Here is a 17,381-nt window from a genome sequence, read left to right as displayed (position 1 = left end):
AAGCGCTCGATTGAAAAAATTCATAATTCTCATTCTTCCCTTCTGAGGTTAAAATTCAGACTGTCAACAGTTCAGAGACACAGTCCTCCGCTTTATTCAGCGGCCGGGCTGCCCTCATTGCCGTTCTAATTTTCGTCATTCTTGTCCGGATTATTTAATTTATCCGGGTTATAGAATACTTCTATGCTTAAAGCGTCGCCAGCTTTCACAGTTGTATTCGGATCTACCGGCTCTCCGCCTTTTTTCACACTAATCTGTCCGTCTTCTTTGCCTGTACCTGCTGAATCATTTGTTGACACGTAAGTGAAGCTGCAAGCCAATTTATTCTCATCGCAAAACGACTTCATCGCGGCCTCCGAGCCCAGCGGCGTCAGGCCGATCTGAACCTCTTTCGGTTCCTCCGGCTTCGGCGTACAGCCGCCAGTGGATTTCTTATATCCGATCTTCGCATTCAGCGGCAATGGCCGGTCGCAGCCATGCGGCAGATCTGTTCCATCATTAGCCATGCAGTGATAGCTGATGATCTGGCCCGGTGTCGGATATTCATCCGAGCACTCTTCGCCGTCCCATGCGCCTGCCGTGATGCTGGCGCCGCGGTAATTGACATCGTCAACCCACGCGTTCAACGCCAGGTAATCCTTGCCCAGATATTCGCGGCTGTTGGTCTGCAGCTGCGGCATATACAGGGAAATTGTCAGTTCCAGAACCGTACCGGAATCGACCTGGCTGCCCGCCTTAATCGACTGTGAGATGACGCTGCCGGCCGGCGCATCGCTGTAAACTTCTTTCTTCACAATCGAAACCGCGTTTTCCTTGTTCGCGGCCCAGGCTTCCAGCTGATCCTTCGTATAACCGACTAATTGCGGAACCTTGACGGCTTTCCCCTTGGAAACGGTCAAGGTCAGCGTATCGCCCTGCTTCATCGTTTTACCGGATTCGATCGACTGGGAAACGATCAGTCCGGTCGCGATCGTATCATGGTAAACCTCGACGATCTCCAGCTCGACCTTCTTGCTTTTCGCCCAGGCTTCAGCGCTGGACACTTCCTTCTTCACGAAGTCGTCGACGGTAACCTCACCCGCCGGCTGCGGTCCCTTGGATACGCTGATCGTCAGATTGGTGCCGCGCGTGAAGTTGTTTTCATTCACGGATTTCAGATCGAAAGAAATAACCTGATCCTTTTCCACCGTGTCGCTGTAAACGGTATTCACCTTCACCTTCGACAGCTTGTTCTTGCTGATCCAGTCGTTGATCTCGTCAAGCGTCATGTTCTTGATATCCGGGAATTCGATCTTCTCATCGGGATCGGCGCCCTTGGACACCTCGAAAATCAACGTTGAATCCTTCTTGATCTTGCTGCCTTCTTTTTTATTCTGGGAAATGATCTGATCGGCGTCATAATCCATTGAATATACCTGATTCATGACGATATTCTTGGTGTCGATGCCGTTTTCCTTCGCCCAGATTCCAACGTCGTTGGTCGTCTTGCCGACGAAGTTCTCAACCTTGATCTTCGGGGCAAAAAACAGGAAATACACGCCGATGATCGCGATGATCAAAGCCGCGGCCGCGCCGATCATGATCTTCGGATCCATGCTGCGCTTCGGCTTGACGATGCGTTCCACTTTTTCTTCTTTGAAGCTGTCCGGCTTTTTCTCAATCTCGGAGGCCAGGGAGCTTAAATAATCTTTTTTTGGTTCTGCCATTACGGTTCTCCTCTCCTTTTTCTTTCCATAATCCAAACAGTGTCTGATAACCTTATTTATTATAACATAGCGGATTTCGCATTTTCTTAAATCTTTATGACAACCGTAAACGTGGCGGAAAAAGAAAGGTTTTCTTACCAATACCATGTTTGAAAGAGCCTGTCGCAAAAGAGCCAAAAGAAAACGCCGCGGCCGGCATTTCATCGCCAGCGCAGCGTCTTTGTTTATTTAGTTGAAGTAAACCTTGTCCAGGAAAGCGTTCAGATCCGAGCGCAGCTGCTCGATTTCTTCCCCATAGTTTTCCGATTCATTGCCCGGGGTGCGGTCGTTGACAAACCGGCCGTAGTTGGTCGTGCCCCAGAAGGCTGAGGTATCGTCGTCGAAGACCTTGAAGGCGTTCATGTAAGTATCCCATTTTTCATCTTCAATGCCGACGCCGTCGCCGATATAACCGCGTCCGCCGCCGAGGTAGCCGCAGTTCATGATCGTGAAGTAGCTCTTGTCTTTTAACAGACCTTCCAGACCGTTTGCACCGTCCTGATAAGCAAATTTCTTCGCGAAGACTTTTTCTTTATATCCTTTGACGATGGTGATTTCAGAATCATGCCAGTTCGGATAGACGAAGATCAGATGATCGGCCTGGCTGACCAGATCCTGTTCCTTTTTGATATCTGCCGACGGTTCACCCTGACCGTCCTTGGCGTAATAGAAATCCGCCGCGGAAAGAACCGGATTGAAGTTCATCGTATACAGATCGCGCATTTCCACTTCCATGCCCTGTTCTTCCATGTGCTTCATCGCTGTGCGGGCCATATCCCACAGCACGCTGTTGTGACGCGGATCGCCGATGACAAACAGCGCTTTTTCCTTATCGCTGTCCGTGAATCCAGCCGGCGTATAATCCTGAATGTAGGCTTCCTGAACGATGGAAGCGGAAGTGACCGAATCGACAGTCGGACCGGTAAAAGAATCGGTCTTGGCCGTGCTTTCCGGCGTCGTTGTGGTTTCCGGCGTGGTTTCCGGCGTTGGGGTGGCTTGTGGCGTCTGAGTGGCGCAGCCCGCCAGCATCAGAACCGCAGTCAAAATGAGAATCAGTTTTTTCATGCTTTCCTCCTTGCGTTTTCCGAGTTTTGTGAGCAGGATCGACCAAAAGCTCAGTTTCCGAGTTTTGTGAGCAGGAAAAACTAAAAGCTCAGTTTTCGAGTTTAACGAGCAAGAAAGAACTAAAGCTCTGCCGGAGAATTTCCGGCTTCCGGGATCTATTGTAGCACAAATTTCGACGATGTCCAAGCTCTCACAAAGCAATAAACCGGCGAAAACGCCGGTTTATATCCCATTTTAACAGTTTACAGCGCGGCCTTGAGTTCCAGAAGCATGTCGCGCAGCTCGGCAGCACGCTCGAAATCGAGCACCCGGGCGGCGTCTTTCATCTCCTTCTCGAGATTGTCGATCAGCTTCTGTTGTTCCTTTTTGCCCAGCTTGGATTTTTTCTTCATGTAGCGGGCGGCCATTTCCTGTGTTTCCTTGCCATGGATCGCTTCGCCGATGTCCTTGACGATCGTCGTCGGCGTGATGTGATGTTCTTCATTGTAGGCGATCTGAATCGCACGTCGGCGGTTGGTTTCCTCAATCGCTTTCTTCATCGAATCAGTCATCTTATCGCCATACATGACGACGCGGCCATGCGCGTTTCGGGCGGCGCGGCCGATCGTCTGGATCAGCGAGCGTTCTGAACGCAAAAAGCCTTCCTTGTCGGCGTCCAGTATTGCGACCAGCGATACTTCCGGAATATCAATGCCCTCGCGAAGCAGGTTGATGCCGACCAGCACGTCGTATTTGCCCCGGCGCAGGTCGCGGATCGTTTCCGTGCGCTCCAGCGTCAGTGTTTCATGATGCAGATAGGCAACCTTCAGATCATTCTTTTTCAGATAATCCGTCAGGTCTTCCGCCATCTTGACAGTCAAGGTCGTGATCAGCACACGCTCGTTGGCCGCGATGCAGTGATGGATCTCATCCAGCAGATCGTCGATCTGACCGCGTGTCGGCCGCACTGTGATTTCCGGGTCCAGCAGGCCGGTCGGACGGATGATCTGTTCGACGACCTCGCCATGGACTTTTTCCAGCTCGTAATTGCCCGGCGTTGCGGAAACATAAATTGCCTGATTAACGAGTGTTTCAAATTCTTCAAAGCGCATCGGCCGGTTATCCAGCGCGCTGGGCAGACGGAAGCCGTATTCCACCAATGTTTCCTTACGTGCCCGGTCGCCGTTATACATACCGCGGATCTGCGGCAGCGAGACGTGCGATTCGTCGACGACCAGTAAGAAGTCCTTCGGGAAATAGTCGAACAGGTTCCACGGCCGCTGCCCCGCGGGCCGGCCGTCGATATGCGAGGAATAGTTTTCGATCCCCGGGCAGACGCCGAATTCCCGCAGCGCTTCCAGATCATAGCGGCAGCGTTGTTCCAGCCGCTGTTTCTCGACCAGTTTGCCCTGCCGGTCCAATTCGGCTAAGCGCAGCTCCAGTTCTTCCTCAATTTCCTGACAGGCCCGTTCAATCTGATCCTTCGGCCGGGCATAGCCGCTGGCCGGGAAGACGTTGTAAACCGTGTACGCGTTCTGCAGCTTGCCGGTCAGCGGATCGACTTCGCAGATGCGTTCGATCTCGTCGTCAAACATTTCAATCCGAAGCATGAACGCGTCGGTATGGCCCATGTTGACCTCGATCGTATCGCCCCGCACGCGGAACGTCCCGCGCGCCCGGTCCATATCGTTGCGCTTGTACTGACGGTCGACCAGCTTGCGCAGAAGATCGTTGCGGTCGATGTGATCGCCGACGCGGATCGTGAAGAACATGTCGCGGTACTGATTCGGATCGGACGCCGCATAGATGCAGGCGACGGAGGCGACGATGATCGTGTCGCGCCGTTCCAGTACGGAGTTGACGGCCGCCATCCGAAGCATGTCCAGCTCGTCGTTGGTCATCGCGTTCTTTTCAATATACGTATCCGTCTTGGGCATGTACGCTTCCGGCTGGTAGTAATCGAAATTGGAAACGAAGTATTCCACACGGTTGTGAGGAAATAGCTCCTTGAATTCAGAATACAGCTGGCCGGCCAGCGTCTTGTTATGGGCGAACACCAGCGTCGGCCGGTTGACGCGCTCGATCACATTGCCGATCGTAAACGTCTTGCCCGTTCCGGTCGCGCCCAGTAATACCTGTTCTTTCTTACCGGCCTGTAAGCCGGCGACCAGCTTGTCAATCGCACGGGGCTGATCACCGGTCGGCTTGTATTTGGAAACGAGCTGAAAATGTTCATTCGCCATTGAGGATGCTCACCGCCTTCTGCAGCTGATTGTCGATGCTTTTATCCATCGACCAGCGATAGCGGACGCCCGAAACCAATGACTGCAGCGTGGCGGCGTCCAGCACCCCGCTTGCCTCTAAATTATGCTCCGCCTGATACCGGCGCAGCGCCTGCGCCGTCGAAGCGTCGAAATAGCCGTCGCTGCGGCCGACCGGATAGTCCAGGAAAGCAAGCGCCTTCTGCGCCGAAGCGACATGCTCGCTGACCTGATCGAGCGTATAACTTTCGTCCTCTTCCATCATAAAGGAAGCCGTCGTCGTCTGCAGCACCGGCGGCAGCTCGACGATCTGATCCGGCGTGATGCCGACGCCGTTGATCCATTCCTCGTTCGGCGAGAGCCAGCGGGAGTTCGTGTATTTCAGCACTGAACCGTCGGCGAACGGCCGCTGCACCTGCACGCTGCCCTTGCCGTAGCTCTGCGTGCCAACCAGCGTCACGTCATCGCGCTGTTCCTTCAGCGCCAGCGTCAGCACCTCGGAAGCGCTGGCGGTATCGCCGTTGATCAGGATCACAATTCCTTGAATATTTTCAAACTGTCCGGCCGTCGTATGACTTTCCACCCGCCGGCCGTCCTTGTATTCCTGCGTCATGATCAGTGTGTCCTCCGGCAGAAACAGGCTGGATACGCTGACCAGCGCGTCCAGATAGCCGCCGCCGTTGTCGCGCAGATCAATGATCAGCCGCTCCAATCCCTGCTCGCTCATCATGCTTAAATACCGCTCGCATTCCACGCCGGTCGTCGAGCCGAACGAAATGATTTCCAGATAGCCCAGCGATCCGTCGAGCATTTCGCCATAGACCGTGTTGTTGACCTCGCCGCGGGTGATCGTCATCGTCACCGGTTCGTTGTCGCGCAGCACTTCCAGCTCAACCTGCGTCCCAGCCTCGCCGCGCACCAGATCCGCGACGTCGTCGCTCGGCAGATCGGTCAGATCCTGCCCATCGGCCTTCATCAGGATATCGCCGACCTGCACGCCGGCGTGATAGGCCGGGGAATCGGCGAACACGCGGGTCACGATCTTCGGTCCGGACGCGTTGTACTGAATGCCGATGCCGACGAAATTGTTGTCGATCGCGGTGGAAAACGCCAGCGTCTGTTCCGCCGACATGTAGGTGGTATGCGGATCCAGCGCCGAGCTGCTCATGCCGTAAAGCGCGCTGTCGATCAGATCCTGTTCCAGATTCTCGTCATCCTTGCCGAAATACCATTCATTTTTCATGATGCTGTAAATCGAATCCAGCTTGCCCTGGGCAAACTTGTCTTGATTGACCGTGCCGCCGACACCGGCGGAAGAACGAACAGGATGAAGCGTGCCGCCTAACAAAAAGCCGACGATAAAAACGACCGCCAGCGAGGCGATCATCAGCGCCGTGACCTGCTTGCGCCGCTGACGCTCGCGCATCTCATCCGGCCACAGGTGGCGTTCTAATTTAATCTTCACTGTTTTCTTTTCATTTTCACTCATTCGGGTCACCTCAGTTTTTTTATTGTACCACAGTTTGTCGTTTTGGCCTGACCTCTCTGTTATTTTGAACAGATTTTCATCTTCCAACCGGAAATCGGCTTTAACTTTTTTCAAGTTCTAGTATAGCACAGAGATCGCCCTTTGCCTAGCGTTTCACCCGCAGCGTCCAGTCTGCGAAGACAGCCTCTTTCCCCTCGAATCATTCGGATGACCGGCAGATTTCAGTCTGATCGTGATATAATCAAAGGCAGGAGGAACAACGAATATGTTTAAACAATGTGTCATCGTCGAACCCGTCGGGATGAACGAAAGCGCGCAGGCACGGCTGCGTCAGCTGGCGGAGGAAGTCATCGAATATCCAAACTCCCCGACCAGTGAAGGAGAACTGATAAAGCGGATCGGACAGGCGGACTGCGTGCTGGTCAGCTGGCGGACGGAAATTCCCGCTTCGGTGCTGCGCCAGTGTCCGTCGATCGTCTACATCGGAATGTGCTGCAGCCTGTATTCAGAAGCGAGCGCCAACGTCGATATCGCCGCGGCACGGGAATTGGGCATCACGGTAACGGGCATCCGCGACTATGGCGACGAAGGGGTTGTCGAATATGTATTATACGAGCTGATCGGCTTTCTTAACGGTTACCGCCAGCCGTCGTTCAAGCCGGTTCCACTGGAGCTGACAGATCTGAAGGTTGGCATTCTCGGCATGGGAACCACAGGCCAGATCATCGCCCGGGGATTGATGCATTTCGGCTCGCGGATTCAGTATTACAGCCGGACGCGCAAGCCGGAATGTGAAGCGGAAGGAATGGAATATCAGCCGTTGGACGTACTGCTGCGGCAGAACGACGTGATCTGCGAATGTCTGAATAAAAACGCAATTGTGATGGGGCCGGAACAGTTCCGGTTGTTGGGGGATCATAAAATTGTCTTCAACACGTCGATCGGTCCGGGCCACGACGTCGAAGCGCTGAAAGCCTGGCTGGCGCTGCCGGATACACATTTCTTCTGCGACAGCGAACGGGCATTGGGCGATGAAGCGCTGCTCGATCATCCGCGGGTGCGCTGCTTACGGACTTCGGCTGGCAATTCGGTGCAGTGCATCGACCGGCTGGGACAGAAGGTGCTGGCCAACATGGAAAATTTCCTGAATCAGCGAAACGCTTAATCTCCTCCCTGATTTAAACAGGACAAAAACCAGAGTGAACTTCCGTTCAGCTCTGGTTTTTTTATCGTCTCATTTTTTGAATTTAAATTGAAAACTTCGTCGCCAGTGTTTTCATTGCCCCCGTTTTATGCGCCGGCCCCGGCCTCCAACAGCCGCTCGACCATTTCCGTATAGCCTCCCTGAATCGCGTAATCCAGGACGCTTTTCTGATTCTGATCGCATTGATTCACGTCGGCTCCGGCTTCGATCAGTTTGCGCGCGCAGTCCAGATTGCCGTTTTTGGCAGCCAGGATCAGCGGCGACTGTCCCGCCTGATCGACGCCGTTCAATTCCGCGCCGGCTTCGATCAACAACGTCGTTAACGGCGCATTGTTTCGATAAGCCGCCAGATGGAGCGGCGTGCTGCCGCGGTTGGAGCGCAGATTCACGTCCGCCTGAGCCTGAATCAGCAGCTGGGCGATCATTAAATTATTAGTTCCCGCCGCTAAAAGCAACGGCGTTTCATGACGGTCGTTGACCTCGTTGAGCCATTGGGGATGCTTTTGTATTAACGTCCTGACGAGCTCGCCTTGTCCGCTGAGACAGGCGATATGCAAGGGGGTGTTGCCCTCACCATCCTTCTGGCTGTCGCTGGCTTCCCACAGTTCGCTCGCTTTCAAGCCGTTGGCCGCGGCATAATCGGCGGCGCTGTGGCCGGCATTATCCTTCGTTTCCGGGTTCGCGCCCTGACTGATCAGAAACTTGGCGGCTTCCACTTTTTTATAACTGATCGCACTCATCAGCGGCGTAACGCCCTGATCGTCGCTCACCTCCGCCGGACAGCTTTCCAACAACAGGCCCATGATTTCCCGGTTTCCCACGGCGGCCGCCTGATGCAGCGGCGTAACGCTGTGATTATCCGCCAGCGTCGTGTCCGCGCCCCGCTTTAACAAGGCGATCACGACGTCCCGCTGCGCTTGCGCGCAGGCATAAAACAGCGCGGTCCGGCCTTGCCTGTCGCGTTCGTTAACGTCAAGGTCCGGTTTTTTTAAGAGTGCCAGCGCTACGCCCTTCTGGCCGGTGCGGCAGGCTTTAATTAAGAGTTCAGCCACATTCTCCCTCCTTTTTCAGCAATAAATTGACAACCAGCTCAAATTCATTTTCCACGGCGATGTCCAACGCCGTCATCGACTTGTTATTGACGAGTGATAAATTAATGTCCGGCGCTTGCAGCAGCTGGGTGACCAACGCCGCCGCGCCGGAAGGATCGACACGGTTGCGGGCGCGGATCAGCATCGTTTCCACCGGCGTTTCGCCGATCAGCTTCCGGCCGCAGGCGATCATCAGAGCGGTATTGCCTTCATTGTCCTGCGCGTTGACGTCGCAGCGCTCAAGAATCATGGAAATCAAGTTCTCCGCTTCCGCGCATGGGTGTTCCGCCAGATAATGCAGTGGCTGACGGCCGTCGGCGCTTCGCTGACGCCAGACGTCGCGGGGGATCATCATTTCCAGCAGAATCTCCTGAAATTCCCGGTCTTCCACCCACCAGCCGGCGTCGATATGGCCGCACAGCACGTGCACCGGCGTTTCGCCCTTTTCCGTTACCGGCTGATCCAGCATCGTCAGCTGCCGGGTTAAGCCGCGGAACATCTTTTTGATCGAACGGATCGTTACCGAATGCGTGATCCGCGTCCGGGATTTCAGAGCGGTTAGAAACTGGTAAAGCGCGCAGTTTTCCACTTTACCTTCAAACGCCAGCGGTTCAGCGCCCGCTTCCAGCAACAGACTTACCGCTTCTTCGTTGAGAAACCGGCAGGCCAGCGCCAGCGCGGTCATCCCCTGCTCTTCGCCCTCGTCCAGCGCCGCGTCCAGATCAATCGGCTGGCTGATCCAATAGCGCAGGCTGTCCTGATCGTTCTGGCGGGCGGCTTCAAACAGCGTCAAACCACCGCTGGCTTCCGTCTGTCCGCTTAACAAGGCCGCTACCGCTTTGCCGCCAAACTGCACGGCCAGCTGCCGCGGCGTCAGACCGCTGTTATTTTTCTGTTCAGGATCCTGTCCCAGTTCGAGCAGGATTTCCACAATCCGCACGTAGGGTTGTTCCAGCCGGGCATGGGCTTCGCCTTGCGCGGACTCAATCAGATTCAGACTTCGGCATACAAGATGCAGCGTCGTATCGCCGTCGGACAGCACGATCGCCGCAGGATGCAGATGGAAAAGAAGCAGTGCTTCAAAGATCGGGACGTTGACGCGCTGGGCAGCCAGCTGATAAAACGTCAGTCCGGATTCGTCACGTTTTTCTTTCGGACAGCCGGCTTTCAGCAGACGGACGCAGCATTCGGTTACCAACCCGGGGTATTCGGCAAAATCCCGGAACCGGACCAGACTGTGCAGCGCGGTCCAGCCGTAACGATTCACCGCGAACGGATCGCAGCCGCGGATCAACAATTCCTGAATCATTTTCTCATCCGCCTGCTCCGCCGCCAAATGCAGTGCGGTATTGCCAGCGTCGTCGGTTTCATCCGGATCGATCTCGTCGAGAAGCAAGGTCAGCCGCGTCCGGTTATTCTCCGCCAGCGCCGCTTTGAATTGTTCGAGCATGAATTAATCCGTCAGTTCGCCGATCCACGCGCACTGCGCCCAGACGCCCGGCTGACCGTCCTCGTCTTCATCCAGCAGCTCCGTCAAAAGCTCGATGCCTTCCTCAAAGCGCTCGCTGATCCCTTCCTCGCCGTCAAACGCCGCGATCCAGAACAACGAACCAAAGACATACGACAAGCCGAACTCCGTCCAGGAATCAAAGACTTCGATCATTTTCTCAGCGATCTGATCCAGCCAGGCCCAGCTGTCTTCCTCATTGATGTAACCGACCGTATAGCCCCAGCGGACAACCGTCGCCGCCCGGCCGTAATCCCAGCCCAGAATATAATTTTCCGGCAACTTATCCTTGAAATACTGCGCCAGCTTCCAGCATGGCAGCACGGATTCCAGTTCATCCTCATCCTCGGGATCGTCCATCAGTTCCTGCGGATCCGCCGCGGCCTGATACCGTGAATATTTCGCCTGATGCCCGGCTGTCGTCAGCTCGCGCAGCTTCTCCGTCAGTTCCGCCGAATTTGTGATTCCCCAGCTGCTTTGCAGCATATCCTTGATCTGATCAATAAACTCAGGATCCTCTTCCATCGCCAAGCCGTCCATTTCATGAGCATTTTTCAAGCTCATGTAGGCGGTAAGCAAGATTTCAAACGTGCGGAAGGTTTCATGGCTGCGCGAAAGCGTTACGCCCGGTTCTTTTTCCAGAACCCGCAGACTCTGGATCTTCTCATTGATTGATTCCAGATCATATTCCGGATCGCCGTCGCCGCCCAGGAACATCCGCGTGAGCTCCTCCGGATCGCCGCCGAACAAATCCGCAAAATCACCCATGGAATCCGTCAGCCCGGCCAGCGGATTTTCTCCGCCTGCCATGGACGCGCTCAAATTCTGGATCATCGCTTCCGTCTGGGCCTGGATCCGGCTTTCCGTCTGATTCATCATCGCCGCGGCCGCGCCCATCGCTTCCTTCATGACCTGATCCATATCCATGTGCTGCATCATCGCTTCCTGCTGCTGCAGAATTGAAGCGGCGACTTCCTCGCTGGATTTGCCGGAAAACATCGTATCCATCATTTTTTCATATTCTTCCTGAACTTTTTTGTAGTCGTCTGCCATTCTGAACTACCTCCTGTTTTCTAACTTTATTATCCGATCTGTTCCGAAGGAGATCAATGTTTTTCCTGCTTTTTTTGCGAATCGTAAGAAATAGAAAAGGGATGACCTGAAATTCAAAGCCGGGAAGAACGCAATCGGATCATCCTCGCTTCACAGGGACAAGTGTTCAGTGACAATATCAGCCGTATTTTCTGTTGAAAACCGGAACGACCGTTACCGATCATTAAATGTTAATCCTTTCTTTGATGCTTCCTAATTCACAGTATTGAGGTTCACCCTTATGAAATGCTTTGAAGTCAGTCGAAATCTCTCTGATTGAAAATGACTAATCTCTCTGATTGAACTCGTAAAATCGCTCTGATTGAAAACAATTAAACTCTCTGAATGGATTTATAAAATCTATCAGAATGATCGGCGCAGTTTGTATCGAAGGACCAAAAAAGTGTGGAAAAACCTGGACTGCTTCTCATCATTGCCGCAGTGAAATCTACCTTGGCGATTCCGCTGAACCTTTTCATAAACGAAAACTTACCGAACTGATCCTTAACTGGGTTCTTGAGGAAGAAACACTGCGATGAACCGTTAAAGTCATTGGCGCAAAATGAAAGCACAACGCAAAGATCCCTGTTTTCGTGATCCAATCCTATTTTTAACCTTTTTCAGAAGTCCGACAGGCTTTTCTTTGAAGTGCTTGAACGTCATGAACTGTTCAAGCGTTTTTTTATTCCTTTGAACGGCACTTTCCTAACAAAGAAAAACACCTGGGGACAGTGGCTGAATATCGTTTCAGTCATCCCTCCCGGGTGTTTTATTCTTCCTGGAAAGCAGGAAATTTCAATTTTCATGAGTAAGTGAACGAAAGCTTAGTTCTTCCGCATTTCAAATCCGGATTTAATACCCGAAGACCGTTTCCGGTTTAACCCGGCACGGCGCGCCGACGTTCGCGCACAGCCGGTTCAATCCGGCCGCGCCCCAGCCGGCGCCGAAGGCTAAATCGCCGCTCCAGCTGCTGGCATAGCTTTCCAGCGACATCGTACCGAGCTTAAACACCTCGATATGCACATGCGCGCCGGTGACGTTGCCGGACTTGCCGATCGCACCGATCTGATCGCCGGCGTTGACGACCGTTCCGGTTTTTAACGGCGTCCCCGGACTCATATGCAGATACTTCACGGCATAGGTGACGTCGTTAATGCTCGTCAACAGGTACACCTGATTTCCGCCGCCGCGGCTGCCGCCCTGAGCTTCGCCGCAGGAGTTGCCGATATAGCCGTCGTTGGAACAGCCGTCAGCGCTGGCCAACACCACGCCGTTGCCGGCCGCAAAGATCGGCGTGCCAACCCCAGCCGCGATATCCATACCCAGATGAACGCCGCCATTGACGTTCAGGCCATAATGCCAGGTCCCCGCGGACAACCGGCCGCCGCTGGTCGGACGGGTGAAGCCGCTGGAGGTCACGATCGAATCCAACCCCAGCGACTTGATCATCCCTTTTAATTCATTCAGGCTGCCGGAAATCTGATTTCCTTCGGCTTCCAGTTTAGCCGCCTGCTTTTCATATTCTTTCTGCGCCAGCTCGGCCGTCGCCTTTAAGCTGACAACCTGGCGTTTCTTGCTTTCAACGTCCGTCTTCGCGACTTCCAGTTCTTCTTTTTCCACATTCAGCTGTTCCTTATCGGCGTTCAGCTGATCCATCAATGTCTTCAATTCTTCCAGCGACTTCTTATCATAATTCATGATATCGTTAACGCCCTGAATCCGGCGCAGGAGTGAAGCAAAATCCTCCGCCCCCATTAAAAAATCCAGAAACTGATTCGTGTGCATTGTCTGTTGGGAACGGACCAACCGCTGTTCCACCTTTTCCCGCAGCGCGTTAATCTCATTTTCTTTTTGGAGAATCTGTTCTTCCAGCGCCGCGATCGAATTTTCCTTTTCGGTAATCTGCGCGTTCAGCGTGTTGATCTGTCCCTGCAGCGAGGAAATCTGCGAATCATAATCCTTGATTTCCTGACCGACCTTCGCCAGATCGGCTTCAATTTCCTTCCGCTTCTTTTTAATTTCATTCAATTCGTTCTGCAGCTCGCTGTTACGCTTGGCTGCGTAATTCTGACATTCCGTCTTCTGAGCCTCAGTCAGATTGGAACCGGAACACATCGTCAAATAATAAACGTCTTCGTCGTCGTCCGCCATGACCGGCAAAACCATGCCCGTCATTAACAGGACGCTTAATAGAATCAGTCCTGCTTTTTTCATCGTTTCCACCTCAGATATTTCGTTACCGACATGAAGCTGCCGATCAACCCGACAACCATGCCGATCCCTAATAAGATCAGCGACAGCTGCAATACAAACGGATGCGGCGGCGTCATCCTGAACATCTCCGAAAACAACACTCCGCCCAGCTTGTCATAGATTAAGATATAACCAAAGATCGTAAACAGAATCGGAATAATCGCGCCCAGCGCTCCGATGATCATTCCTTCCACCACAAACGGCGCCCGGATAAACCCGTTCGTCGCACCGACGTCCCGCATGATCGCAATCTCGTTGCTTCGCGCGTAAATCGTCAGCTTGATCGTGTTCGCGATCAAGAAAATCGCCAGCGCGCTTAAGCCCGCCACCAGAATCGCCCCGCCAAACCGCACGGAATTCAGCGTTCGGACAAACATCAGCGCACTGTNCCCCGCCGTAGTTCACCGTTTCAATCCCTTCGATCGCCTGAATCTTTTCCGCCGTGTCCTTTAACGCATCCCCGTCGTTTACTTCCACATAGAACGCGTCGTGCAGCGGATTATCCTCCCGATACGTTTCCAGCGCTTCTCTGGCGCTTTCATCCTCATACGTTTTCATCAGCTCGTCGAATTCCTGATCCTTGCTTGAGTATTCCACGCTGACCACATGCTCCAGATTCTTGATCGTCGCCTGAATCATGTCCAGCTGCGATTGTTCCTCATGGTCATAGGCTACAAACGCCGAAATCTTCACCGAGCCTTCGATGTTCTGGGTGACCTCCTGCATGTTGCCCGTCACGATCATAAAGATCGAGATGATCAACAACGTGATCGTCACCGCCGAGGCGCTCGACACCGACATTGCCGCGTGCCGGCCCACACCATAAAAACCCTCGCGGATATGCCGGAAGAATCGTCTAATCATGTTTGATATACCCTCCCTCGTTCATGTCCGCGACGATATGCCCCGCTTCCAGAGCGATCGTGCGTTTGCGGTGCTTGTTCACCAGCGTGATGTCGTGCGTGACCATCAGCACCGTCGTTTTTTCCTCACGGTTGATCTTTTCCAACAACGTCATGATCTCATCCGACTTCTGCGGATCGAGATTACCGGTCGGTTCGTCCGCGATCAGCAGTTTCGGTTTGTTCGCAATCGCGCGAGCGATCGCCACCCGCTGCTGCTGCCCGCCGGAAAGTTCCTGCGGAAACGAATTGCCCTTGTCGTCCAGACCGACTAAATTCATGACCTCGCGCACCCGCCTGCGGATTTTCTCCTTCGGCACATTGATGACCTCCAGCGCAAACGCGATGTTCTCAAACACCGTTTTCCGCTCCAATAAGCGGAAGTCCTGAAACACGACGCCGATATTGCGGCGGTACAGCGGCACTTTGGAATGCTTCAGCTTCCCGACGTTGATTCCGGTGACTTCGACCTTGCCTTTGGTCGGGATTTCCTCGCCGTCCAGCAGCTTGATCAGCGTCGATTTGCCCGAGCCGGTCGGCCCGATGATATACACGAATTCGCCCTGATCAATCTTGAGATTGACGTCGTACAGAGCGTTGACTCCGTTCTTATATGTTTTTGATACATGTTTTAAATCCAGCATCGTTTCACATCCAATCGCTAGTATTATAACATAGAATCAATTTTGGACATGATGAAAATATTGGGTTATTTCTTACAATCTTTGCCGCACATTCGATCGCTGAATTCCCGCTTTTATGCGTTTCCGGTTATTTCATTGCATGAAATATATCACGTCGGGCCACCCGATTTCAAGCAAGTGGCAGTTCGTTTCACGCTCATAATGCGCATGCCTGCGAGCTGAAAGCATTTAAAAAGGTGAACGGCACGGGTTCTCCCGATCGTCATTCACCTTGCTTTATTCTCAGATCCAGCGCAGCTGGAAACGGCTTTTCCTTTTAAGCGCAAGAAGCACCGAAACTAAACCGCTATCCATCAATAGCCGAATGCCGTTTCCGGCTTCACGCGGCACGGTGCGCCGCGCTTATCGCAGGTATTGCTTAACGCGCCAGAACCCCAGCCGGCCCCGAAGGCCAGATCGCCGTTCCAGCTGTTGGCATAGCTTTCAATCGACATCGTGCCGAGCTTGAACACTTCGATATGCGTGTGCGGCGCGCTCGCATTGCCGGACTGCCCAACCGTGCCGATCTGATCACCGGCACTTACCACAGAACCGGTCGCGATCGGAGAACCGGGACTCATGTGCAGATACTTGACCGCGTAGGTCGTCCCGTTGATGTTAGTTAACAAATATACCTGATTCCCGCCGCCCCGGCTTCCGCCGCTGCCGCCGCAGGTATTGCCGAGATAGCCATTATTTCCGCAGCCGTCGGCGCTGTTGAGAATGACGCCGTTGCCGGCCGCGGCGATCGGCGTGCCGATCCCGGCCATGATATCCATTCCCAGATGAACACCGCCGCTGCTGTAATACCAGGTGCCGTTGTTCAAATAGCCGCCGTTAGGTTTGGTAAAGCCGGTTGAGCTGTCGATCCCGCTGAAGTCGATTGACGACAGAAGGCCCTTAAATGCGGACAAATTGGCCGTGATCTGATTGCCCAGCGCTTCCAGATCCGCCGCCTGCTTTTCCGCCGCCTCCTGCGCGATCTTCGCGACGACCCGCAGCTGCGTGACCTCCGCTTTCTTCGCTTCAACTTCCGTCTTGCTTGTTTCAAGTCCCGCTTTTTCCTCGGCCAGCTGCGCTTTATCCGCTTCCAGCGCATCCATCAGCGCTTTTAATTCCTCCAGCGACTTCTTATCATAATTCATGATATCGTTAACGCCCTGAATCCGGCGCAAGAGTGAAGCAAAATCCTCCGCGCCCATTAAGAAATCCAGAAACTGATTCGTGTGCATTGTCTGCTGGGAACGAACTAAGCGCTGTTCCACCTTTTCCCGCAGCGCTGCGATCTCATCTTCCTTCTGCTGGATCTGAATTTCCAGCTGGGCGATCAATGCTTCCTTTTCGCTGATCTGCTTTTCCAGCTCGCTGATCTGCGCTGTCAGCTGGGCGATCTGCGCGTCATAGCCGCGGATCTCCTGACCGATCTTCGCCAGATCCTTCTCAATCTCCTGGCGTTTGGCCTTGATGTCGCTGAGCTGCTGCGCCAGTTCACTGTTGCGCCGGGAAGCATATTCCCTGCATTCGTTTTTCTGTTCTTCGGATAAATCAGAACCGGAACACATCGTCAAATAATAAACGTCTTCGTCGTCGTCCGCCATGACCGGCAAAACCATGCCCGTCATTAACAGGACGCTTAATAGAATCAGTCCTGCTTTTTTCATCGTTTCCACCTCAGATATTTCGTTACCGACATGAAGCTGCCGATCAACCCGACAACCATGCCGATCCCTAATAAGATCAGCGACAGCTGCAATACAAACGGATGCGGCGGCGTCATCCTGAACATCTCCGAAAACAACACCCCGCCCAGCTTGTCATAGATTAAGATATAACCAAAGATCGTAAACAGAATCGGAATGATCGCGCCCAGCGCTCCGATGATCATTCCTTCCACCACAAACGGCGCCCGGATAAACCCATTCGTCGCACCTACGTCCCGCATGATCGCAATTTCGTTGCTTCGCGCGTAAATCGTCAGCTTGATCGTGTTCGCGATCAAGAAAATCGCCAGCGCGCTTAAGCCCGCCACCAGAATCGCCCCGCCAAACCGCACGGAATTCAGCGTTCGGACAAACATCAGCGCACTGTCCCCGCCGTAGTTCACCGTTTC

13 protein-coding genes and 1 pseudogene are annotated in these 17,381 nt (G+C 53.6%); 1 reads left to right on the top strand and 13 read right to left on the bottom strand.

Annotated elements, in window-relative coordinates:
* Positions 1-125: 125 nt before the first annotated feature.
* From BQ7364_RS15825 to BQ7364_RS15810, 4 genes are all read right to left on the bottom strand, one after another.
* Entirely contained in the window at positions 126-1,706 is a 1,581-nt protein-coding gene (locus BQ7364_RS15825) for a PASTA domain-containing protein (RefSeq protein WP_072685643.1), read from the bottom strand.
* A gap of 228 nt (positions 1,707-1,934) precedes the next feature.
* The gene (locus tag BQ7364_RS15820; protein ID WP_072685642.1) at positions 1,935-2,810 is read right to left on the bottom strand and encodes an NAD(P)H-dependent oxidoreductase; all 876 of its coding nucleotides are present in this window, start codon (positions 2,808-2,810) and stop codon (positions 1,935-1,937) included.
* 242 nt (positions 2,811-3,052) lie between these two features.
* Positions 3,053-5,032, bottom strand: a complete 1,980-nt coding sequence (gene uvrB, locus BQ7364_RS15815; RefSeq protein WP_072685641.1) for an excinuclease ABC subunit UvrB — start codon at positions 5,030-5,032, stop codon at positions 3,053-3,055.
* Complete coding sequence (locus BQ7364_RS15810) at positions 5,022-6,539, bottom strand: S41 family peptidase (RefSeq protein WP_072685640.1); 1,518 nt, start codon at positions 6,537-6,539, stop codon at positions 5,022-5,024. Before BQ7364_RS15810 ends, uvrB begins: the two co-directional genes overlap by 11 nt.
* Before the next feature lie 265 nt (positions 6,540-6,804).
* On the opposite strand from BQ7364_RS15810, the gene BQ7364_RS15805 reads away from it, so the two are divergent.
* Entirely contained in the window at positions 6,805-7,704 is a 900-nt protein-coding gene (locus BQ7364_RS15805) for a D-isomer specific 2-hydroxyacid dehydrogenase family protein (RefSeq protein WP_072685639.1), read from the top strand.
* 125 nt (positions 7,705-7,829) lie between these two features.
* On the opposite strand, the gene BQ7364_RS15800 is transcribed toward BQ7364_RS15805, so the two are convergent.
* From BQ7364_RS15800 to BQ7364_RS15765, 9 genes and pseudogenes are all read right to left on the bottom strand, one after another.
* Positions 7,830-8,795: an ankyrin repeat domain-containing protein gene (locus BQ7364_RS15800; protein WP_072685638.1), complete on the bottom strand. Its 966-nt coding sequence runs from the start codon at positions 8,793-8,795 to the stop codon at positions 7,830-7,832.
* Complete coding sequence (locus BQ7364_RS15795) at positions 8,788-10,284, bottom strand: ankyrin repeat domain-containing protein (protein ID WP_072685637.1); 1,497 nt, start codon at positions 10,282-10,284, stop codon at positions 8,788-8,790. Before BQ7364_RS15795 ends, BQ7364_RS15800 begins: the two co-directional genes overlap by 8 nt.
* Before the next feature lie 3 nt (positions 10,285-10,287).
* Positions 10,288-11,394: a DUF1266 domain-containing protein gene (locus BQ7364_RS15790; RefSeq protein WP_072685636.1), complete on the bottom strand. Its 1,107-nt coding sequence runs from the start codon at positions 11,392-11,394 to the stop codon at positions 10,288-10,290.
* An 891-nt stretch (positions 11,395-12,285) separates the two neighbouring features.
* Entirely contained in the window at positions 12,286-13,647 is a 1,362-nt protein-coding gene (locus BQ7364_RS15785; RefSeq protein ID WP_072685635.1) for a murein hydrolase activator EnvC family protein, read from the bottom strand.
* On the bottom strand, positions 13,644-14,063 hold the full coding sequence (locus tag BQ7364_RS18630; RefSeq protein WP_369802559.1) for an FtsX-like permease family protein: 420 nt from the start codon (positions 14,061-14,063) through the stop codon (positions 13,644-13,646). The genes BQ7364_RS15785 and BQ7364_RS18630 overlap by 4 nt, the downstream gene beginning before the upstream one ends.
* 85 nt (positions 14,064-14,148) lie before the next feature.
* Positions 14,149-14,325, bottom strand: a pseudogene (locus tag BQ7364_RS18625) (permease-like cell division protein FtsX); the annotation flags it as partial.
* A gap of 217 nt (positions 14,326-14,542) precedes the next feature.
* Positions 14,543-15,232: a cell division ATP-binding protein FtsE gene (gene ftsE, locus BQ7364_RS15775; protein WP_072685634.1), complete on the bottom strand. Its 690-nt coding sequence runs from the start codon at positions 15,230-15,232 to the stop codon at positions 14,543-14,545.
* Between the two features lie 353 nt (positions 15,233-15,585).
* Entirely contained in the window at positions 15,586-16,932 is a 1,347-nt protein-coding gene (locus BQ7364_RS15770) for a murein hydrolase activator EnvC family protein (protein ID WP_072685633.1), read from the bottom strand.
* Positions 16,929-17,381, bottom strand: a 453-nt coding sequence (locus BQ7364_RS15765; RefSeq protein ID WP_139248684.1) for an FtsX-like permease family protein, incomplete at its 5' end; no start/stop codon positions are given. The genes BQ7364_RS15765 and BQ7364_RS15770, both read right to left, overlap by 4 nt.

Source organism: Holdemania sp. Marseille-P2844, from assembly GCF_900120005.1.
Taxonomy (GTDB): Bacteria; Bacillota_I; Bacilli_A; order Erysipelotrichales; family Erysipelotrichaceae; genus Holdemania.
The sequence above is the reverse complement of the archived record's forward strand: the minus strand, read 5'-3'. Positions and strand labels throughout refer to the sequence as shown.

Excerpts from the sequence above, each read along its gene's own strand:
- BQ7364_RS15795 (WP_072685637.1), bottom strand. The coding sequence starts at position 10,284 with ATGCTCGAACAATTCAAAGCGGCGCTGGCGGAGAATAACCGGACGCGG.
- BQ7364_RS15770 (WP_072685633.1), bottom strand. The coding sequence starts at position 16,932 with ATGAAAAAAGCAGGACTGATTCTATTAAGCGTCCTGTTAATGACGGGC.
- uvrB (WP_072685641.1), bottom strand. The coding sequence starts at position 5,032 with ATGGCGAATGAACATTTTCAGCTCGTTTCCAAATACAAGCCGACCGGT.
- BQ7364_RS15810 (WP_072685640.1), bottom strand. The coding sequence starts at position 6,539 with ATGAGTGAAAATGAAAAGAAAACAGTGAAGATTAAATTAGAACGCCAC.
- BQ7364_RS15820 (WP_072685642.1), bottom strand. The coding sequence starts at position 2,810 with ATGAAAAAACTGATTCTCATTTTGACTGCGGTTCTGATGCTGGCGGGC.
- BQ7364_RS15785 (WP_072685635.1), bottom strand. The coding sequence starts at position 13,647 with ATGAAAAAAGCAGGACTGATTCTATTAAGCGTCCTGTTAATGACGGGC.
- ftsE (WP_072685634.1), bottom strand. The coding sequence starts at position 15,232 with ATGCTGGATTTAAAACATGTATCAAAAACATATAAGAACGGAGTCAAC.
- BQ7364_RS15805 (WP_072685639.1), top strand. The coding sequence starts at position 6,805 with ATGTTTAAACAATGTGTCATCGTCGAACCCGTCGGGATGAACGAAAGC.
- BQ7364_RS15790 (WP_072685636.1), bottom strand. The coding sequence starts at position 11,394 with ATGGCAGACGACTACAAAAAAGTTCAGGAAGAATATGAAAAAATGATG.
- BQ7364_RS18630 (WP_369802559.1), bottom strand. The coding sequence starts at position 14,063 with ATGTTTGTCCGAACGCTGAATTCCGTGCGGTTTGGCGGGGCGATTCTG.
- BQ7364_RS15825 (WP_072685643.1), bottom strand. The coding sequence starts at position 1,706 with ATGGCAGAACCAAAAAAAGATTATTTAAGCTCCCTGGCCTCCGAGATT.